Below are 20,171 nucleotides of genomic sequence, written 5' to 3'. Positions count from 1 at the left end.
CGCCGGGTTGAGTGGGGGGCCGCCCGTTTCTTGAGAACTGCACAGTGGACGCGAGCATCTTTGTGGCTCAAGTTTTTAAGGGCACACGGTGGATGCCTTGGCACCAGGAACCGATGAAGGGCGTAGGAATCTGCGATAAGCCTCGGGGAGTCGATAACCAGACTGTGATCCGAGGATGCCCGAATGGGGAAACCCGGCTGGAGGCAAGTCCAGTCACCCTCGCCTGAACACATAGGGCGAGTGGAGGGAACGTGGGGAAGTGAAACATCTCAGTACCCACAGGAAGAGAAAGCAACCGCGATTCCGTGAGTAGTGGCGAGCGAAAGCGGATCAGGCCAAACCGTAGCTGTGTGATACCTGTCAGGGGTTGCAGTTGCGGGGTTGTGGGACGTCTTGACCAGTGCTGACACGCTGGTAGGGAGTTACAAATGTGCGTCATAGTCGAAGGGCATTGAAAGGCCCGGCACAGAGGGTGCTACCCCCGTAGACGAAATGGCACACACTCCTGAGACCCATCCCAAGTAGCACGGGGCCCGAGAAATCCCGTGTGAATCTGGCGGGACCACCCGCTAAGCCTAAATATTCCCTGGTGACCGATAGCGGACAAGTACCGTGAGGGAAAGGTGAAAAGTACCCCGGGAGGGGAGTGAAATAGATCCTGAAACCGTGTGCCTACAATCCGTCGGAGCCTCCTTGTGGGGTGACGGCGTGCCTTTTGAAGAATGAGCCTGCGAGTTAGTGCTCCGTGGCGAGGTTAACCCGTGTGGGGAAGCCGTAGCGAAAGCGAGTCCGAATAGGGCGTTCAGTCGCGGGGTCTAGACCCGAAGCGGAGTGATCTACCCATGGCCAGGTTGAAGCGACGGTAAGACGTCGTGGAGGACCGAACCCACTTAGGTTGAAAACTGAGGGGATGAGCTGTGGGTAGGGGTGAAAGGCCAATCAAACTCCGTGATAGCTGGTTCTCCCCGAAATGCATTTAGGTGCAGCGTCACGTGTTTCTTACCGGAGGTAGAGCTACTGGATAGCCGATGGGCCTCACCAGGTTACTGACGTTAGCCAAACTCCGAATGCCGGTAAGTGAGAGCGTGGCAGTGAGACTGCGGGGGATAAGCTCCGTAGTCGAGAGGGAAACAGCCCAGACCACCAGCTAAGGTCCCTAAGCGTGTGCTAAGTGGGAAAGGATGTGGAGTTGCATTGACAACCAGGAGGTTGGCTTAGAAGCAGCCACCCTTTAAAGAGTGCGTAATAGCTCACTGGTCAAGTGATTCCGCGCCGACAATGTAGCGGGGCTCAAGCACACCACCGAAGCTGTGGCATTGACATACTGCCCGGCCACGACTCCTGCGGGACCGTGGTCCAAGCGTGTTGATGGGTAGGGGAGCGTCGTGTGGCCAGGGAAGCGGCGGAGTGATCCAGCCGTGGAGGCCACACGAGTGAGAATGCAGGCATGAGTAGCGAATGACGGGCGAGAAACCCGTCCGCCGAATAACCAAGGGTTCCAGGGTCAAGCTAATCTGCCCTGGGTAAGTCGGGACCTAAGGCGAGGCCGACAGGCGTAGTCGATGGACATCCGGTTGATATTCCGGAACCGGCGAAGAACCGCCCATGACGAACCTAGTGATGCTAAGCGCCCGAAGCCTGTTCACCAATCCTTCGGGAGAGGGTTCAGGTGGAGCGCGCGACCCGATCTAGTAGTAGTCAAGCGATGGAGAGACGCAGGAAGGTAGCCTCCGCGTGGCGATGGTAGTCCACGTCCAAGGGTGTAGGGAGCGACATAGGCAAATCCGTGTCGCACATATCCTGAGACCTGATAGTGACCGCGTATGCGGGAAGCAGGGTGATCCTATGCTGCCTAGAAAATCTTCTAGCGAGGTTCGAGCCGCCCGTACCCCAAACCGACTCAGGTGGTTAGGTAGAGAATACCAAGGCGATCGAGTGAATCGTGGTTAAGGAACTCGGCAAAATGCCCCCGTAACTTCGGGAGAAGGGGGGCCCGGACCCTGAAGGAGCTTGCCTCCTAGGGTGAAGGGCCGCAGAGACCAGGGAGAAGCGACTGTTTACTAAAAACACAGGTCCGTGCGAAGTCGCAAGACGATGTATACGGACTGACGCCTGCCCGGTGCTGGAAGGTTAAGAGGACCGGTTAGCCCCTCGTGGGCGAAGCTGAGAATTTAAGCCCCAGTAAACGGCGGTGGTAACTATAACCATCCTAAGGTAGCGAAATTCCTTGTCGGGTAAGTTCCGACCTGCACGAATGGCGTAACGACTTCTCCACTGTCTCAACCACGAACTCGGCGAAATTGCACTACGAGTAAAGATGCTCGTTACGCGCAGCAGGACGGAAAGACCCCGGGACCTTTACTACAGCTTGGTATTGGTGTTCGGTACGGCTTGTGTAGGATAGGTGGGAGACTGTGAAGCATGCACGCCAGTGTGTGTGGAGTCAACGTTGAAATACCACTCTGGTCGTTCTGGATATCTAACCTCGGTCCGTGATCCGGATCAGGGACAGTGCCTGGTGGGTAGTTTAACTGGGGCGGTTGCCTCCTAAAAGGTAACGGAGGCGCCCAAAGGTTCCCTCAGCCTGGTTGGCAATCAGGTTTTGAGTGTAAGTGCACAAGGGAGCTTGACTGTGAGACAGGCATGTCGAGCAGGGACGAAAGTCGGGACTAGTGATCCGGCGGTGGCTTGTGGAAGCGCCGTCGCTCAACGGATAAAAGGTACCCCGGGGATAACAGGCTGATCTTGCCCAAGAGTCCATATCGACGGCATGGTTTGGCACCTCGATGTCGGCTCGTCGCATCCTGGGGCTGGAGTAGGTCCCAAGGGTTGGGCTGTTCGCCCATTAAAGCGGTACGCGAGCTGGGTTTAGAACGTCGTGAGACAGTTCGGTCCCTATCCGCTGTGCGCGTAGGAAACTTGAGAAGGGCTATCCCTAGTACGAGAGGACCGGGATGGACGAACCTCTGGTGTGTCAGTTGTTCCGCCAGGAGCACCGCTGATTAGCTACGTTCGGAAGTGATAACCGCTGAAAGCATCTAAGCGGGAAGCACGCTTCAAGATGAGGTTTCCACGGACTTCGGTCCGAGAGGCTCCCAGCCAGACGACTGGGTTGATAGGCCAGATGTGGAAGTGCAGCAATGCATGCAGCTGACTGGTACTAATAAGCCGACAACTTGACTCACACTCATAAGATTTAGCTTCGCGTCCACTGTGCGGTTCCCGAGACACGGTCGGGAACCAGGAAACACCTGATTGACATCTCCATAGAGTTTCGGCTGTCATAGCGAAGGGGAAACGCCCGGTCCCATTCCGAACCCGGAAGCTAAGCCCTTCAGCGCCGATGGTACTGCACTGGTGACGGTGTGGGAGAGTAGGACGCAGCCGAACATACTTTCCGAAAAGGGGGCTCTGCAGCGCAGAGCCCCCTTTTTGCATTCCCCTGTCCGCGAACCGATCGGCCGTGGAAGGGGACCGCCGTATGCCGGCAGCGCACACCCGCCACCGGTTCGGTCTGGCCCGAGCCGGTCCGTAGACTGCTGACCGATCCACTGCACACCGAGGAGACTTCGTGCCCGAGAACCAGCCCGGCCGACGAGACGACGCCCAGGGACGTCCCCCCAGGGGCGGTGGCCGCGCAGGGTCGTCCCGCGGCGGTGCCGCAGGGCGTGGCGGCGGCTCAGCCGGCCGCGGTGGTGGGAGCTACCGGGGCAGGGACGGCGACCAGCCCGGGGCCCGGCGCGGTGGTGCGGGCGCGGGTGGTGAGCGCAGCGGCGATGGCAGGCGCGCCGGCTCCCCGCGTGGAGGCTCTGCCCGTGGAGGTGCTCCACGTGGCGACGCCCGCGACGGCGGGCAGAGTGGAGCGCGCCCAGTCGGCACGTTCGACAACAGCGAGCGCCGCGGTGGCAGCAGGCTGGCCCCGAAGTCGCCGCGCCTGCCGGACCCCCGGATCGCCGAGGGCGTCACCGGCAAGGAGCTCGACCGGTCGGTCCACCAGCAGCTGCGGACCCTGAGCAAGGAGAACGCCGAGGGCGTCGCCCAGCACCTGGTGATGGTGGCTGCGATGCTCGAGGCCGACGACATCGCGGGCGCCGAGGCGCACGCGGAGACGGCGGTGCGTCGGGCGGGACGCGTTCCCGCGGCTCGTGAGGCCCTGGGGCTGGTCGCCTACCGCAAGGGCGAGTGGGCCCGCGCGCTGAGCGAGTTCCGCACCGCGCGCCGGCTCAGCGGCTCCTCGCACATGTTGCCCCTCATGGTCGACTGCGAGCGGGGCCTCGGACGCCCGGAGCGTGCACTGGAGCTGGCGACCTCGCCTGAGGCGCGGACCCTGGCGCTCGAGGAGCGGATCGAGCTGGCGATCGTCATCTCCGGCATCCGGCGTGACCTGGGCCAGCCGGACGCGGCCGTCCTGGCGCTGCAGATCCCGCAGCTGAAGTCCGCGAGCCGCAAGCCGTGGTCGGCCCGCCTGGCGTACGCCTACGCGGACGCGCTGCTCGAGACCGGCGACGAGGGCAGGGCCCGCGACTGGTTCGCGCGGGCCGCGGACTTCGACGACGAGGGTGAGACCGACGCGGCCGACCGGCTCGCCGAGCTCGACGGTGTGGTGCTGGTGGACCTGCTCGAGGGCGAGGGCGAGGACGACGAGGCCGAAGCCGACCTCGAAGCCGAGGACGACGCCGGCGAGGGCCGGACGCCCCGGGGCGGCACGGCCGACGAGCGGGACTGACCCGGGCCACCTGTGACGATGGCTCTCCTCGACCCCTACCTCGCCGTGGTGTGCGACCTCGACGGCGTCGTCTACCGCGGGCCGGCGCCGGTGCCCCACGCGGTCGCCGCCCTGCGGGACTGCCCGGTCCCCGTCCTCTACGCCACCAACAACGCCTCGCGGACGCCTGAGACGGTCGCCGAGCACCTCGTGGCCCTCGGGCTGACCGCGGCTCCCTACGCGGTCGTGACCAGCTCGCAGGCCGCTGCCCGCCACGTCGCGCAACGGCTGCCCGCGGGCTCGGCCGTGCTGGCCGTCGGTGGCGAGGGCGTGCTGCACGCCCTGCTGGAGCTCGGCCTGGCCGCGGTGCCGGTGCGGAACGCGCGCGGGTCGACCGCGACGTGGGCGGCGGTGGTCCAGGGCTATGGCGCCGACGTGTCGGCGTCCGACCTCGCGGAGGCCGCGTATGCCGTGCAGGCAGGAGCACTGTGGGTGGCCACCAACACCGACCGGACCCTTCCCACCGACCGCGGCACGGCCCCCGGCAACGGGACCCTGGTGGCTGCCGTCGAGGCGGCGGTGGGCAGGATGCCCGTCGTGGTCGGCAAGCCGCACGCGCCCCTCTACCTGCTCTGTGCGGAGCGGGTGCACCACCGGCCGGAGGAGCTGCTCGCGGTCGGAGACCGCCTCGACACCGACATCGCAGGAGCCGTGGAGACCGGCATGGACTCCGCGCTCGTGCTGACCGGGGTCGACTCGGCCGTCTCGCTCGCGACCGCCCCGCCGTCCCAGCGTCCCACGTACCTCCTGGAGGACCTGCGAGGCCTGTCCACGGCATACACGCCGGCGGAGCGCGACCCCGACGGGTGGTGGGCGTGCGGGAGGCACCGCCGCCGCATCGTGGACGGCCGCTGGAAGGTCGAGGGGGAGCCCTCCGAACGCATCGAGGCGCTGCGCGCTGCCGTCGCCGCCGTCCACGAGGCGCTCGACGCCGGAGAGCTCCTGGTCGACGTCGCCCGCTCTCTGGTGTCGGATGCCGACCACCGGCAGTAGCGTGACCGCAGACGAGCGACAGCGGGTCGCCGAGGGAGGAGTCGTCATGGCGTTCGAGTACGTGCGGGGCTACGTGCAGCTGGCCTCCGGGCTGGGGGAGCTGACCAAGGCCCGGGCCACGGAGGCTGCCCAGGGCCTGCTGTCGCTGCCCGGCGCGGGGGAGGTGGGCAAGCGGGCCATGCAGGTCACCGAGTTCGCCGACCAGCTCCTCGAGGCGGCCCGCGCGAACAGGGAGAGCCTGCTGGCCCTCATCCGCAGCGAGGTGGAGTCGGCGCTGGGCCGCTCCGACGTCGTTCGCCTCGCAGACTTCGACCGCGCCCGCACCGCGCTGGCGGCCCTGACGCGGGAGGTCGACGACCTGCGTGCCTCCCTGATGGCCGAGGCGTCGCGCAGCCCGTTGGGGCGTGCCCTGCCCGGTGCGCCGTCCCGAGCCACGGTGCCGCCGGCGGTGCAGCCTGCCACGGAGGCGGTCGCGGCCGCTGCCACGACCTCCGCGCCGACGACCCGGGAGACGACGCGGCCCGGCGCGAAGAAGACCGCCGCCAGGAAGAGCACGGCGAAGAAGACCTCGGCGAAGAAGGCGTCAGCCCAGAGGGCCACCGCGAAGAAGTCCGCAGGGGCGCAGACGGCGAAGAAGGCCGCCAAGAAGGCCACCGCCAGGAAGAGCACCGCGAGGAAGACCTCGGCGAAGAGCACGGCGACCAAGGCCGCCTCACAGGCCCCGACCCCGACCCCGAGCACCAGCGACAGCACGACCTCGAACGGAAACGGCACCGCATGACCGAGCACGACCAGCAGTCCCAGCACCGCGAGGCAGGGGCGCCCACCCCCACGCCGCCCCCGAAACCGGCGCCGCCGGGAGCGCCCTCGGGTGACGGCCCCACGGGTGACGCCCAGATCGACGCCGCCCTCGCCGAGCTCGACGCTGCGGCTCCGGACGACCTCGACGCCCAGATCGAGGCCGGGCAGCGGGTGCACCGCACCCTCCAGTCGCGCCTGTCGGACCTCGGAGGGCAGTGAGCGGCACGAGCCGCCTCGACGCCGAGCTGGTGCGTCGCGGCCTGGCCCGCTCGCGCGGCCACGCCCGTGAGCTCATCGACGCCGGTCTGGTCGACGTCACCGGCCGTCCCGCCACCAAGCCCGCCGCGCCGGTCGCGGCGGGCGACGAGGTGGTCGTCCGTGACGCCGGGCCCACCTGGGTGAGCCGGGCGGCCCACAAGCTCGTGGGCGCGGTCGAGCTGTTCGGCCCGCTGGGGCTGGTCGTCGCTGGGAGGCGCTGCCTCGACGTCGGAGCCTCGACCGGAGGGTTCACGCAGGTGCTGCTGCACCACGGCGCCGCCCACGTGGTGGCCCTCGACGTCGGCCGTGACCAGCTCGTCCCGGTCGTGCGGGACGACCCGAGGGTGACCGAGCGCTCCCAGACGACCGTGCGGGGGCTGACGGCCGACGACATCGGGGGAGCCGTTGACCTGCTCGTGGCCGACCTGAGCTTCATCTCGCTCACCCTCGTCCTCGACACCTTCCGTGGCCTGCTGCGCGACGACGGGGACGCCGTCGTGCTGGTCAAGCCGCAGTTCGAGGTCGGTCGCACCAGGCTCGGCAAGGGCGGGGTCGTGCGCACCCAGGGGGACCGCGCGTGGGCCATCACCGAGGTCGCCCGCGCCGCCGTCGCGGCCGGGTTGCCTCCCCGCGCCCTGGCGGCCAGCCCGATCCACGGTGGCGAGGGCAACGCGGAGTACCTCCTGTGGCTGACCCCTCGTGCAGGCGAGTCCATGGGATGGGAGGCTCTGGTCAGCACCGCCGACCAGGTGACCCTGAAGGGAGTCTGAGTGAGCCCAGCCGAGCGCCGCCGCATCCTGCTCGTCGCCCACCCGCGACGCAAGGAGGCCCACGACCTCGCGGCCGGGGTGGTGCAACGCCTGCACGACGCGGGCATGGAGGTGGTGGTGCTGCCCGACGAGGCCGCCGCCGTCGACCTCGTGGGGAGCCCGAACGTCACTCTGGCCGACCCCGACAGCCCCGCCGTCGACTGCGAGCTGGTGTGTGTGCTCGGAGGGGACGGGACGATCCTGCGCGGTGCCGAGATGGCACGTGGCACGGGTGCGCCGCTGCTCGGGGTCAACCTCGGGCACGTCGGCTTCCTGGCCGAGTCCGAGCGGGAGGACCTCGACGCCACGGTGGAGCGCATCGTCTCGCGGGACTACACCGTCGAGGAGCGCATGACCCTCGAGGTCACGGTGCGCCACGACGGCGACCTCGTCTACTCCAACTGGGCGCTCAACGAGGCGTCGGTGGAGAAGGCTGCCCGGGAGCGGATGATCGAGCTGACGGTCGAGATCGACGGCCGGCCGTTGTCCACCTGGGGTTGCGACGGGGTGGTGATGGCCACGCCGACCGGCTCGACCGCCTACGCGTTCTCGGCCGGGGGGCCCGTGGTCTGGCCGGATGTCGAGGCCATGCTGCTGGTGCCCATCAGCGCCCACGCCCTGTTCGCCCGCCCCATGGTGGTGGGGCCCAACAGCCACCTCGCGCTCGAGGTCGTCCCCTCGACCGAGGGCACGGGAGTCCTGTGGTGCGACGGGCGCCGGGCCGTGGACCTGCCGCCGGGCGCGCGCATCGAGGTGGTCCGGTCCGAGACCCCCGTGCGCCTCGCGCGGCTCACCTCGTCGCCGTTCACCGATCGCCTCGTCGCCAAGTTCGCGCTGTCGATCCACGGCTGGCGGGGCGCGGCACGTGCCGCCGCGGGGGCCGCCGGGGGCTGACCGGGCCCACCGGGCGTCGGCCGCCCGGCACCGCTGCGCTGTGTCGTGACCGGCACCGTCGGGGCGGTGTGTCAGTCTTGGGCGCGTGCTGCAGGAGATCCGCATCCAGAACCTCGGCGTCATCGACGACGCCGTCCTGGAGCTGCACCCCGGACTCAACGTCGTCAGCGGCGAGACCGGCGCCGGCAAGACCATGGTCGTCTCCGGCCTGGGGCTGCTGCTCGGGGCCCGCGCCGATGCCGGGCTGGTCCGTGCCGGCGCCCGTGCCGCGGCGGTCGAGGGCGTCGTCGACCTGCCCGCCGACCACGCGGCCGCCCGGCGAGCAGCCGAGGCGGGGGCCGACACCGACGAGGGGTTGGTGCTGCTGCGCACGGTGTCCGCCGAGGGCCGCTCGCGGGCCCACGTCGGTGGCCGCACCGCGCCGGTGGGGGTGCTGTCCGAGATCGGCGAGCACCTGGTGGCGGTGCACGGCCAGGCCGACCAGTGGCGGCTGCGCCAGCCCGACCAGCACCGCGCCCTGCTCGACCAGTACGCCGGGGAACCGGTCGCCGAGGCGCTGGCCCGCTACCAGGAGCTGTACGACGAGCACGAGCGCGTGCGCCGCGAGCTGGCCGAGCTGACCGAGGCGGCGCGTGACCGGGCCCGCGAGGTCGAGATCCTCCAGGTCGGGCTCGAGCAGATCGAGGCGCTCGACCCCCAGCCGGGCGAGGACTCCGAGCTGCGCGTCGAGGACGAGCGGCTCAGCCACGCCGAAGGCCTGCGGGCCGGGGCAGAGACGGCTCGCGCGCTGCTCGCCGGGGCCGAGGAGGAGTATGCCGCCCAGGAGGCCCCGAACGTCATCGGCGCCATCGCCGACGCCCGGGCCGCGCTGGGCGGCCTCGTCGAGCACGACCCCGCGCTGCGCGAGCTCGACCGGCGCCTCGCCGACCTCGGCTACCTCGCCGCCGACCTCGGGGCGGACCTCACCGGCTACGTCTCCGACATCGAGCTCGACCCCGCCCGCCTGGCCTGGGTGCAGCAGCGCCGGGCCGACCTCGGCGGGCTGATGCGCAAGTACGGCGACAACGTCGACGAGGTGCTCGAGTGGGGACGCCGGGCGGCGGCCCGGCTCGACGTGCTGCTGAACGCCGAGGACGCCCTCGCCGGGCTCGGCGCCCGGCTGGAGGCCCTCCGGGCCGACCTTGCCGAGGCGGCCACCACGCTGACGAACGCCCGACGCAGGGCCGCCACCGGTCTCGCCGAGGCGGTCACGGGCGAGCTGGCCCACCTCGCGATGGGCAAGGCGGTGGTGGAGGTGGGCGTCACTGACCGGCCTGCCCCGGACGGCCTGCTGCTGGCGGGTCGCGACGAGCCGGTCCGCTTCACCCGCCAAGGCGTCGACGACGTCGAGATCCTGCTGGCCGCGAACCCGGGCGCCCCGGCACGGTCGGTCGCCAAGGCCGCGTCCGGTGGTGAGCTGTCGCGGGTCATGCTCGCCCTCGAGGTGGTGACCGGGGCCCGTGGCTCGGGCGAGGTGCCGACCTTCGTCTTCGACGAGGTCGACGCGGGCGTCGGCGGACGGGCCGCGCTGGACATCGGCGCCCGCCTGGCCGCGCTGGCACGGCATGCCCAGGTGATCGTGGTCACGCACCTGGCCCAGGTCGCGGCCTTCGCCGACCGCCACCTCGTGGTCACCAAGAGCAGCGACGGCCATGTCACCTCCAGCGGCGTCGCCGCTGTCGAGGGCGACGCCCGGCTGCGCGAGCTCGCCCGGATGATGGCCGGCGTCGACAGCGACACGGCGGTCGAGCACGCGGGCGAGCTGCTGGCCCAGGCCGGCGAGCGGCGTGAGGCGGCGGCCACCGCTTAGCGCACCGGCACCACCCCGGGGCCGGCCCCGAGCGCGGTCCTGGGTTCCGCGCGTAGGGTTGCAGCAGGGGTCTGCGTCACACCCGGGCGCCCGCGTGTGCGTACGGCATACGGATCGCGACATGGCACGATGGGTTCGATGCCCTTGAAGATCCCCCGCCAGCGTGCCCGCGAACCGGAGAGCCCCGGTGTCCGCGGCACTGCGCGTGTCGACCCCCGCACGAAGAACCTCACCAAGCGGCTGCGCCCCGGCGAGATCGCCGTCATCGACCACCAGGACATCGACAAGGTCAGTGCCGAGGCCCTGCTGGCCTGCCGGCCGGCGGCGGTGGTCAACGCATCGCCGTCGATCTCGGGGCGCTACCCGAACCTCGGTCCCGAGATCCTGGTCGAGGCGGGCATCCCGCTGGTCGACAACGTCGGCAAAGCCGTCATGCACGACCTGCACGAGGGGCAGCACGTCCGCGTCGACGGGGGCGAGGTCCTGGTCGACGACACCGTGGTGGCCCGTGGCACCGCCTTCGACCTCGATCAGGTCGAGGCCGCCATGACCGAGGCGCGCGCCGGACTCGCCGTGCAGCTCGAGGCGTTCGCAGCCAACACGATGGAGTACCTCCGCCGAGAGCGCGAGCTCCTGATCGACGGCGTCGGCGTGCCCGACATCACCACCGACCTCGACGGCCGGCACGCCCTCGTCGTCGTGCGCGGGTACCACTACAAGGAGGACCTGCAGACCCTCAAGCACTACATCCGCGAGTACCGCCCGGTGCTGATCGGCGTCGACGGCGGCGCCGACGCGCTCGTCGAGGCCGGCCTGAAGCCGGACATGATCGTCGGCGACATGGACTCGGTGTCGGACTCCACGCTGCGCAGCGGGGCCGAGATCGTGGTGCACGCCTACCGGGACGGCAACGCACCGGGCCTGGAGCGGGTGCGCCGCCTCGGCGTGGAGCCGGTCGTCTTCCCGGCCACCGGCACCAGCGAGGACGTCGCGATGCTACTGGCCGACGACAAGGGCGCTGAGCTGATCGTGGCGGTGGGCACGCACGCCACCCTGGTCGAGTTCCTAGACAAGGGCCGCTCCGGCATGGCGAGCACGTTCCTGACCCGGCTGCGGGTCGGCGGCAAGCTCATCGACGCCAAGGGTGTCAGCCGCCTGTACCGCTCGCGGATCTCCAACCTGTCCCTGGCCGTCATGCTGCTCGTCGGCCTGTCGGCGCTGTTCGCCGCCCTGTGGGCGACCCCGGGTGGGCACGCCTTCCTGCAGGTCATCGGCGCCCGGTGGGACGACCTCTGGTCCTTCATCGTAGGAATCTTCACGTGATCGATTTCCGGTACCACCTCGTCTCCATCGTCTCGATCTTCCTGGCCCTGGCCGTGGGGATCGTGCTCGGTGCTGGCCCGCTGAAGGAGGACATCGGCAACACCCTGACCTCCGAGGTCAACCGGCTGCGGGAGGACCGCACCCAGCTGCGGGCCCAGCTCGAGGAGGCCGACAAGGCCGCCCAGGCCCGCGACGACTTCACCGAGGCGAGCAACAAGTCCCTGCTCGCCGGACGGCTCCAGGACAGCACCCTGACCGTCGTGGTGCTGCCCGGCGCCGACGAGAACCTCGTGAAGGCGACGACGAGCAGCCTGGCCCTGGCGGGCGCGAAGATCGGCTCGACGGTGACGGTGCTCGACAGCTGGGTGGACCCGGACAAGCAGACCTTCCGCTCGACCCTGGGCGACCAGCTCGCGCCGAGCGTCCAGGTGCCGGTCGACGAGGGCGGCAACATCCTCGACGACGTGCTGGCCCGGGCCCTGCTCACCAAGGCGGGCGGCAACGGCGCGGGCAGCGCCGCGGCCCTGGAGGGCCTGCGCACCGGCGACCTGATCCGCTACACCCCCGACGACATCGAGGCCGCCACCGGCGCGGTCGTCATCGGCGGCCCGGTGAGCGGTGGCACCGCTGCCGAGCGCACGGAGCGGGCCGAGGCGCTCAGCAGCCTGGCCGGCGCGCTGGACGCCGCCGGCAGCGGGGCCGTCCTCGTGGCGCAGGACGCCGCGGCCAGCGACAGCCCCCAGACCTCGGTCGTGGCGGTGGCACGCCAGGACGCGGACCAGGCCAAGGAGCTGTCCACGGTCGACAACGGGGCGATTCCCATGGGCCAGGCCAGCGTCGTCTTCGGGCTCCTCGAGCAGTTCGCCGGCAACGTGGGCCAGTACGGCCTCGGCGCCGACGCGACGGCCGCGTTCCCGACGCTGGCGACGAAGTAGCACCACGTGACCCGCAGAGCCCTGCTGGCCGGAGGCATCGCCGGGGCGGCCTCCGTGGCCGCCCTTCGCCTGCTGCGCGCCACGCCGCCCGGTGGCGCCGCCGCATGGGACCGCACCAACCACGCAGGCCGGACCGTGACCCTTCTGGAGGGACCGGCCTACGTGTCGGGGGCGGCGGCGGGCGCTCTCGCCGTCGCGACCGGACCGGCAGGGGCGCTCGCGCCGGTGCTCGCCACGGTCTCGGCGGGGGGGTTCGGCGCCCTTGACGACCTGGCCGGCGACTCCCGGAGCAAGGGCCTCAAGGGCCACCTGGGCGCGCTGGCCCGCGGTGAGGTCACCACGGGCGCGGTGAAGATCCTCGGGCTGGGCCTCACCGGCCTGGTCTCGGCCGCGCTGGTCGACCGCTCGACCCGCAGGGCCGCCGGGGCCGACACGAGCGGTCGTCGACCGGCGACCCTCGACACGCTCGTGGGGGGCGCGGTCATCGCCGGCGCGGCCAACCTGCTCAACCTGCTCGACCTGCGCCCGGGGCGCGCGCTCAAGGTCACGGTGCTGGCCGGGACCCTGCTCGCGACCGACGCCCGCAGCGAGGCGGCGGCAGGGGCTGCCGTCGGCGCGGCGGCCGCCCTGCTCGGGCCCGACCTGGCCGGGGAGTCCATGCTCGGCGACACCGGGGCCAACAGCGCCGGGGCCCTGCTGGGCACCGCACTGGTGCAGCGCAGCGGCCGTGGCGCGCGCCTGGGGGCCCTCGCCGTGCTGGCGGGGCTGACCCTGGCGTCGGAGCGGGTCAGCTTCACGAAGGTCATCGAGTCCACCCCCGGCCTGCGCGAGCTCGACGCGCTGGGTCGCCGATGAGCGCAGAGTCCGCGGGGAGGGAGCGGCCCGCGCCCCGCGGCGTGACGACCTCGATCGCCCGCGCGGCCGGCATCATCGCCGTGGCGACCCTGCTGGCCCGGGTGGCCGGTTTCGTCCGCACCCTGGTGTTCTCCGACAGCGTCGGCACCTCGGGCGTGGGGTCGGTCTACCAGACGGTCAACACGATCCCGAACGCCGTCTTCGAGGTGGCCGCGGGAGGGGTGCTGGCCGCCGCCGCCGTGCCGCTCGTCGCAGGCCAGCTGGGCGCGGGCCGTGACGAGGACGCCGACCAGACCTCCTCGGCGCTGCTCACGTGGGCGGTGGCGGTGCTCCTGCCGCTGTCGGCGCTGCTGGCGCTCGCCGCCCCTGCGCTCAGTGCGTTCATGCTCGGGGACCAGTACTCCCAGGAGGCCGTGGACCTCGGCACCCGGATGCTGGTGGTCTTCGCGCCGCAGGTCGTGCTCTACGGCATCGGCATCGTGCTGACCGGCGTGCTGCAGGCCCGGCGCAGCTTCCTCGCCCCCGCGCTGGCCCCGCTGCTCTCGAGCCTGGTGGTCATCGCCGCGTACGTCACCTACGGACAGCTCACCGAGGCCGACGGCTCCCCGGAGTCCGTCTCGGGCGCCGCCGTGCTCGTGCTCGCCGGCGGCACCACCCTGGGGGTCGCGGTGCTGAGCCTGCCGCTGTTCGTCCCGGCCTGGCGAGCCGGTGCGCGCCTGCGCCCCACGTTCCGCTTCCCGGAGGGCACCGTCCGGCGGGTCAGAGCCCTGGCCGGAGCCGGGGTGCTGGCGCTGGTGGCCCAGCAGGCGGCGGTGCTGGCGACGCTGTGGCTGGCGAACAACCGCGGCGGTCAGGGCGCGGTCAACGTCTACGCCTACGTCCAGGCGGTCTACCTGCTGCCCTACGCCCTGCTGGCCGTGCCGATCGCGACGTCCGCCTTCCCGGCCCTCGCCCACGGCGAGGGGGCCGGGGTCCGGGAGCAGGGCACGCTGGCCCGCTCGCTGCAGGCCATCCTCCTGCTGTGCGGCGGGGCGGCGGCCGTGCTGGTGGCCGTGGCCCGACCCGTCGGCGCGTTCTTCACGTCCCTCGACCGTGGTGCCGACCTGGGGGGCGCAGAGGCCCTCGCCGCCATGCCCGCGACACTCGTGGCCTACGCGCCCGGTCTGGTCGGCTTCGGCGCGGCGGCCCTGCTGACCCGTGCCCTCTACGTGCGGGGCCGGCCGGCCCTGGCCGCGCTCGCCGTGGCAGGCGGCTGGCTCGTGGCGGCCCTCTGGCCCCTGCTGACGCTGCCCGACGACGCCGGCCCGTCGGGCACGCTGCGCAGCCTGGGTGCCGCGTCGTCGGTCGGCATGACCCTGTCGGCCGTCGCGCTCGGCGTGCTCGTCCGGCGGGCGTGGGGGCTCGAGGCCATCCGGGGTGCGGGCCGGACCCTCGGCGCCGTGGTCGTGTCCGCCGCGGTCGCGGGCGGTGTCGGCGACGTGCTCGCCTTCTACTGGGACGCCTCCGGCCTGGCCGGGGCGGTGGTCGCCGGCGTCGTCGTGGCAGTGGCGGTCACGGTGCTCTACCTGGGGGTCATGGTCGTGGCCGACCGGCAGGCCATGCAGGCTGCCGTGGCGCGCGGTCGCCGTCGCAGGGGGAGGCCCTGATGCGCATCCTCCTGGTCCTCGGCACGAGCGCCGGGGGCGTGGGGCGCCACGTCCACGGGCTCACCTCGGCCCTGGTGGCCGGCGGTCACTCCGTGGTCGTCGCCTGTCCGCCGGAGGTGGAGGACCGCTTCGGGTTCGCCGGCGCCGGCGCCCGCCACGTGCCGCTCACGGTCACCGACCGGCCGCACCCGCTGCGCGACCTGCGTGCGATGTCCACCCTCGGAGACCTGCTGCGGCACGCCGACGTCGTGCACGCGCACGGGCTGCGGGCGGGGGCGCTGGCCGCCCTGGCAGCCACGGGATCGCAGGTTCCGGTCGTCGTCACCCTCCACAACGCGGCGCCCGGTGGCCGCGTGACGGCGCGGCTGTATGCCGTGCTGGAGCGCGTCGTGGCGCGGCGCGCCACCTGTGTGCTCGGGGTCTCCGACGACCTCGTGCAGCGGATGGCCGACCTGCGCGCCCGGGTGGGCGGGCTCGCCGTGATCCCCGGACCGCCGCCACCGACGGGCACCGTGGACGCCGCGGCCGTCCGCGACGACCTGGGCGTCCCCCCCGGGCAGGTCCTGGCCGTCGTCGTGGCCCGTCTCGCCCCGCAGAAGGGGCTGCACCTGCTGCTCGACGCCGTCGCCCTCGTCCGCGACCTGCCGCTGGCCGTCGTGGTGGCCGGTGACGGGCCCCAGCGGCAGGAGCTGCAGGAGCGCATCAGCCGCGAAGGCCTGCCGGTGCGCCTGCTCGGCCACCGTGGCGACGTGCCCGCCCTGTGCGCGGCTGCCGACCTCGTGGTCTCCAGCGCCGTGTGGGAAGGGCAGCCCATCAACCTCCAGGAGGCCCTGCACGCCGGAGCGGCCATCGTGGCCACGGACGTGGGCGGCTCGGCCGCAGTCCTCGGTGACGCCGCGGTGCTCGTGCCGGGAGGCGACTCGCACGCGCTCGCCCACGGCATACGGCTCCTCGTCACCGACGAGGGGGAGCGGGCGCGCCGGCGGGCCCTGTCGCGCCGGCAGGCCCTGACGCTGCCCACGGAGGCCGACGCCGTGGTCGCCGCCCTCGAGGTCTACGAGTCCGTCACGTGACGCGCGGCGAGCCCTGGCTCGGCGGGCTCGCTCGATGACGTAGAGTTAAAGCCCGTGGTGCAGACGAAACACATCTTCGTGACCGGAGGCGTCGCCTCTTCGCTCGGCAAGGGCCTGACGGCCTCCAGCCTCGGACACCTGCTCCGCGCGCGCGGCCTGCGTGTGACCATGCAGAAGCTCGACCCGTACCTCAACGTGGACCCGGGCACCATGAACCCGTTCCAGCACGGTGAGGTCTTCGTGACCGAGGACGGCGCCGAGACCGATCTCGACATCGGCCACTACGAGCGGTTCCTCGACAGCAACCTCCATGGCACGGCGAACGTCACGACGGGCCAGGTCTACAGCCAGGTCATCGCCAAGGAGCGGCGCGGGGAGTACCTCGGCGACACCGTGCAGGTGATCCCGCACATCACCAACGAGATCAAGGAGCGGATGCGCGCCGAGGCCGCGGGCTCCCCGCTGGCGCCGAAGGGCGAACCGGCCCCGGACGTCATCATCACCGAGATCGGCGGCACGGTCGGCGACATCGAGTCGCTGCCGTTCCTCGAGGCGGCCCGCCAGGTGCGCCACGACGTCGGCCGCGACAACGTCTTCTTCCTGCACGTCTCGCTCGTGCCCTACCTCGCCCCCAGCGGCGAGCTGAAGACCAAGCCCACGCAGCACTCGGTGGCAGCCCTGCGCCAAGTCGGCATCCAGCCCGACGGCCTCGTGCTGCGGGCCGACCGTGAGATCCCGGAGAACATCAAGCGCAAGATCTCGCTCATGTGCGACGTCGACGCCGAGGCGTGCGCCGCCGCGGTCGACGCGCCGAGCATCTACGACATCCCGAAGGTGCTGCACGCCGAGGGCCTCGACGCCTACGTCATCCGCCGCCTCGGGCTGAACTTCCGCGACGTCGACTGGACCGACTGGGACCTGCTGCTGCGCCGGGTGCACAACCCCGAGCACACCGTGGAGATCGCGCTCGTGGGCAAGTACGTCGACCTGCCCGACGCCTACCTCTCGGTGACCGAGGCCATGCGCGCGGGCGGGTTCCACCACGACGCCAAGGTGAAGATCCGCTGGGTGGCCAGCGACGACTGCCAGACCGAGGCGGGCGCGCAGAAGGCGCTCGGCGGGGTGGACGCCGTGCTCGTGCCCGGTGGGTTCGGCGTCCGCGGCATCGAGGGCAAGCTCGGTGCGCTGAGGTGGGCGAGGGAGCGCGAGGTGCCCACCTTGGGCATCTGCCTCGGCCTGCAGTGCATGGTCATCGAGTACGCCCGCAACGTCGCCGGCATCGAGGGCGCGTCGTCCACCGAGTTCGACCCCCAGACCCCGGCGCCGGTCATCGCCACGATGGAGGAGCAGAAGGCGTTCGTCGAGGGCGCCGGCGACCTCGGGGGCACGATGCGGCTCGGCTCGCAGCCGGCCACCCTCGTCGAGGGCTCGGTCGTCGCCGAGGCCTACGGCACCACGACGGTGCACGAGCGGCACCGCCACCGCTACGAGGTCAACAACGAGTACCGCCCCCAGCTCGAGGCGGCAGGGCTCGTGATCAGCGGCACGCACCCCGATCTCGGACTCGTCGAGTTCGTCGAGCTCCCGCGCGACGTGCACCCCTACTACGTCTCGACCCAGGCGCACCCGGAGTTCAAGTCGCGCCCGCACCGGGCCCACCCGCTGTTCGCCGGGCTGGTCGGGGCGGCCATCGACCGGCAGCGCCAGTCGCGGCTGCTCGACGTCGAGCGGCCGCGCGAGACCGCCGACGCCACCGCCTGACGTGCCCGGCGCCGACGAGGAGCTCGCCGACCGGATCGTGCACCGGCCGATCGTGCGGTCGGAGGTCGTGCACCACGGGATGGTGTGGGACGTCCTGCGCGAGACGGTCGACCTCGGCGAGGCGGGCGAGGTCACGCGCGAGTTCGTGCGGCACCCCGGCGCCGTGTCGGTCGTGGCCCTCGACGACCGGGACCGCGTCGTCCTGCTGCAGCAGTACCGCCACCCCGTGCGGGTGCTGGAGTGGGAGGTGCCCGCCGGCCTGCTCGACGTCGACGGCGAGGACCCGTGGGTGGCCGCCGCACGCGAGCTCCACGAGGAGGCCGACCTGCAGGCGCAGGAGTGGCACGTCCTCGTCGACTACTTCAGCTCCCCGGGGGGCGTGGACGAGGCGCTGCGGGTCTACCTCGCCCGTGGCCTCAGCCACGTCCCGGAGGACGACCGTCACGAGCGCGAGGGGGAGGAGCTGGGTATGCCGGCGCGCTGGGTCGACCTCGACGAGGCCCAGGACGCGGTGCTCGCCGGACGCATCCACAACCCGAGTGCCGTCATCGGGATCCTCGCTGCGCACGCCGCACGCGAGCGCGGCTGGGCGACCCTGCGGCCCCACGACGCGCCGTGGCCCGAGCACCCCGCCCGACGCTGACCCGCCGGCACCGGGGCACCGGGTGAGCAGCGCGTTCGGCGGCGGCCCCGGCACCCTCGACTCGTGCCCGTGCGGTTCCGGGGTGCCCTACGACCGCTGCTGCGGCGCGCTCCACCGCGGTGAGGCGGTCGCGTCGACGGCCGAGCAGCTGATGCGCAGCCGGTACGCCGCATACGCCCGCGGGCTCGAGGACTACCTGCTCGCGACCTGGCACCCGGCGACCCGACCGGGGTCGCTGGCGCTCGACCCCGCCGTCGAATGGCTGCGTCTCGAGGTGCTCGGCTTCTCCGGTGGAGGGGAACGCGACGACCGCGGCGAGGTCGAGTTCACCGCCCACTACCGTGAGCGTGGCCGGCGCGGCAGCCTGCACGAGCGGAGCCGCTTCACCCGGCGGGGCGGTCGCTGGCTCTACCTCGAGGGCACCGTCGACTGAGGCTCTAGTCCAGGAGCAGGACAGGACCTTCGTCCCTCAACCCCGGACGTCCTCCGCGCGTCCAAGGGGCGCAGGGGGACGAGGTGCCGTGGCCGCAGTGCCCGGCGGACGAAGGCGGTGGAGTCGATGTCGAACAGCCAGACGGTCTCGGGCCCGGGCGGGCCCGATGCGGGTGCCGGACGGTCACGGTGGTTGTGGCCCGTCCTGGCGGCGGCCACGGTGCTGGTGCTGGTGGCAGTCGCGGTGCTCTTGCTGGGAGACGGCAACGGCGGCGACGGGCCGGGGGCGGGCGCCACCACGACGACGACCCCGACCGCCACGGGCTCGGCGACCCCTTCGGCGACGAGCACCACGGCCACGCCGTCAACGACGACCGCCACCCCCTCGTCGCCGGTGCCCGGCCAGCTGACGGTGCCGGTCTACTACGTGGTCGACGTCGAGGGCGTCGGGCCGCGGCTGTACCGCGAGTTCCACCGCGTCCCCGCCACGGGCGACCCCGTGGCTGCCGCAGTGACCGAGATGTTCACCGGCGCACCGCGGGACCCCGACTACCGGTCGCTGTGGCCCACCTCGACGCGCGTGCTGTCGGTCGAGCGTCTCGGCGCCGGTGTCGTGCAGGTCGACGTCTCCGGCTTCGTGCAGCTCGGCGCCTCCTTCGAGGGCGCCGCGGTGCAGCAGCTGGTGCACACGGCCACCGCGGCCGAGCCGTCGAACACGCAGGTGAAGCTGCTGGTCAACGGAGCCACCCCGCCGTCGGGGCACATGGACTGGTCGGGGCCGGTGAAGCGGTCCGCGCCGCTCGAGACCCTCTCCAACGTGTGGATCCTGGCCCCCGTCCAGGGCGCCACGGTGTCGTCGCCGGTGGCCATCAAGGTCTACGGCACAGGGTTCGAGGGCAACGTCCCGCTCAAGGTCTTCAAGGGCGGCACCGAGGTGGCCTCGACCCAGGTGACGACGATGATGGGCGGCTACCGGGAGGCCGGGACGAGCATCGAGCTGCCGGCCGGCAGCTACGAGCTGCGGGCCTACAACGACAGCGGCAAGGACGGCAGCCTGACGTTGTGGGACAGCAAGGCCTTCACCGTGCGGTGAGAGAGGCCGGGTGACAGCGGCCGGGCACCCGGCATACGGGC

At 71.4% G+C, this 20,171-nt stretch carries 16 protein-coding genes and 2 rRNA genes; all 18 read left to right on the top strand.

From position 1 onward, the window contains the following. The first annotated feature begins 65 nt into the window (after nucleotides 1–65). The 18 genes from P2F65_RS12895 (at nucleotide 66) to P2F65_RS12810 (ending at nucleotide 20,130) form a co-directional block, all read left to right on the top strand. Nucleotides 66–3,184, top strand: a 23S ribosomal RNA gene (locus P2F65_RS12895). Between the two features lie 89 nt (nucleotides 3,185–3,273). Then, nucleotides 3,274–3,390 (top strand): 5S ribosomal RNA (rrf, locus tag P2F65_RS12890). 181 nt (nucleotides 3,391–3,571) lie between these two features. Beyond that, entirely contained in the window at nucleotides 3,572–4,726 is a 1,155-nt protein-coding gene (locus tag P2F65_RS12885) for a hypothetical protein (RefSeq protein WP_275808265.1), read from the top strand. An 18-nt stretch (nucleotides 4,727–4,744) separates the two neighbouring features. Then, nucleotides 4,745–5,758: an HAD-IIA family hydrolase gene (locus tag P2F65_RS12880; protein WP_275808262.1), complete on the top strand. Its 1,014-nt coding sequence runs from the start codon at nucleotides 4,745–4,747 to the stop codon at nucleotides 5,756–5,758. Nucleotide 5,759: 1 nt separating this feature from the next. Then, nucleotides 5,760–6,539, top strand: coding sequence for a hypothetical protein (locus P2F65_RS12875; RefSeq protein WP_275808259.1), 780 nt, complete (start codon nucleotides 5,760–5,762; stop codon nucleotides 6,537–6,539). Then, the gene (locus tag P2F65_RS12870; protein ID WP_275808256.1) at nucleotides 6,536–6,778 is read left to right on the top strand and encodes a hypothetical protein; all 243 of its coding nucleotides are present in this window, start codon (nucleotides 6,536–6,538) and stop codon (nucleotides 6,776–6,778) included. Before P2F65_RS12875 ends, P2F65_RS12870 begins: the two co-directional genes overlap by 4 nt. After that, nucleotides 6,775–7,587: a TlyA family RNA methyltransferase gene (locus P2F65_RS12865; RefSeq protein WP_275808254.1), complete on the top strand. Its 813-nt coding sequence runs from the start codon at nucleotides 6,775–6,777 to the stop codon at nucleotides 7,585–7,587. Before P2F65_RS12870 ends, P2F65_RS12865 begins: the two co-directional genes overlap by 4 nt. Further along, entirely contained in the window at nucleotides 7,588–8,520 is a 933-nt protein-coding gene (locus P2F65_RS12860; protein ID WP_275808251.1) for an NAD kinase, read from the top strand. An 85-nt stretch (nucleotides 8,521–8,605) separates the two neighbouring features. Beyond that, nucleotides 8,606–10,369, top strand: a complete 1,764-nt coding sequence (gene recN / locus P2F65_RS12855) for a DNA repair protein RecN (protein ID WP_275808248.1) — start codon at nucleotides 8,606–8,608, stop codon at nucleotides 10,367–10,369. A 138-nt stretch (nucleotides 10,370–10,507) separates the two neighbouring features. After that, nucleotides 10,508–11,692 (top strand): putative cytokinetic ring protein SteA, encoded by a 1,185-nt coding sequence (gene steA, locus P2F65_RS12850; RefSeq protein ID WP_275808245.1) that lies wholly within the window; start codon nucleotides 10,508–10,510, stop codon nucleotides 11,690–11,692. After that, nucleotides 11,689–12,627, top strand: coding sequence for a copper transporter (locus P2F65_RS12845; RefSeq protein WP_275808242.1), 939 nt, complete (start codon nucleotides 11,689–11,691; stop codon nucleotides 12,625–12,627). Before steA ends, P2F65_RS12845 begins: the two co-directional genes overlap by 4 nt. Before the next feature lie 6 nt (nucleotides 12,628–12,633). Next, nucleotides 12,634–13,482, top strand: coding sequence for a hypothetical protein (locus tag P2F65_RS12840; RefSeq protein ID WP_275808239.1), 849 nt, complete (start codon nucleotides 12,634–12,636; stop codon nucleotides 13,480–13,482). Further along, entirely contained in the window at nucleotides 13,479–15,128 is a 1,650-nt protein-coding gene (locus tag P2F65_RS12835; RefSeq protein WP_275808236.1) for a lipid II flippase MurJ, read from the top strand. Before P2F65_RS12840 ends, P2F65_RS12835 begins: the two co-directional genes overlap by 4 nt. Beyond that, complete coding sequence (locus P2F65_RS12830) at nucleotides 15,128–16,201, top strand: glycosyltransferase (RefSeq protein ID WP_275808233.1); 1,074 nt, start codon at nucleotides 15,128–15,130, stop codon at nucleotides 16,199–16,201. Before P2F65_RS12835 ends, P2F65_RS12830 begins: the two co-directional genes overlap by 1 nt. A 54-nt stretch (nucleotides 16,202–16,255) precedes the next feature. After that, nucleotides 16,256–17,962 carry a CTP synthase gene (locus tag P2F65_RS12825; RefSeq protein WP_275808229.1) on the top strand — a complete coding sequence of 569 codons (1,707 nt, stop codon included), beginning with the start codon at nucleotides 16,256–16,258 and terminating at the stop codon, nucleotides 17,960–17,962. Between the two features lies 1 nt (nucleotide 17,963). Continuing rightward, nucleotides 17,964–18,605 (top strand): NUDIX hydrolase, encoded by a 642-nt coding sequence (locus P2F65_RS12820; RefSeq protein ID WP_275808226.1) that lies wholly within the window; start codon nucleotides 17,964–17,966, stop codon nucleotides 18,603–18,605. Between the two features lie 22 nt (nucleotides 18,606–18,627). After that, complete coding sequence (locus P2F65_RS12815) at nucleotides 18,628–19,038, top strand: YchJ family protein (RefSeq protein ID WP_275808222.1); 411 nt, start codon at nucleotides 18,628–18,630, stop codon at nucleotides 19,036–19,038. Between the two features lie 126 nt (nucleotides 19,039–19,164). Continuing rightward, nucleotides 19,165–20,130 carry a GerMN domain-containing protein gene (locus tag P2F65_RS12810; protein ID WP_275808219.1) on the top strand — a complete coding sequence of 322 codons (966 nt, stop codon included), beginning with the start codon at nucleotides 19,165–19,167 and terminating at the stop codon, nucleotides 20,128–20,130. The last annotated feature ends 41 nt before the right edge of the window (nucleotides 20,131–20,171 follow it).

The organism is Knoellia sp. p5-6-4 (genome assembly GCF_029222705.1).
Lineage (GTDB): Bacteria > Actinomycetota > Actinomycetes > Actinomycetales > Dermatophilaceae > Pedococcus_A.
The sequence above is the reverse complement of the archived record's forward strand: the minus strand, read 5'-3'. Positions and strand labels throughout refer to the sequence as shown.

Coding starts and splice junctions, on each gene's coding strand:
- P2F65_RS12810 (WP_275808219.1), top strand. CDS start 19,165: ATGTCGAACAGCCAGACGGTCTCGGGCCCGGGCGGGCCCGATGCGGGT.
- P2F65_RS12870 (WP_275808256.1), top strand. CDS start 6,536: ATGACCGAGCACGACCAGCAGTCCCAGCACCGCGAGGCAGGGGCGCCC.
- steA (WP_275808245.1), top strand. CDS start 10,508: ATGCCCTTGAAGATCCCCCGCCAGCGTGCCCGCGAACCGGAGAGCCCC.
- P2F65_RS12835 (WP_275808236.1), top strand. CDS start 13,479: ATGAGCGCAGAGTCCGCGGGGAGGGAGCGGCCCGCGCCCCGCGGCGTG.
- P2F65_RS12880 (WP_275808262.1), top strand. CDS start 4,745: ATGGCTCTCCTCGACCCCTACCTCGCCGTGGTGTGCGACCTCGACGGC.
- P2F65_RS12830 (WP_275808233.1), top strand. CDS start 15,128: ATGCGCATCCTCCTGGTCCTCGGCACGAGCGCCGGGGGCGTGGGGCGC.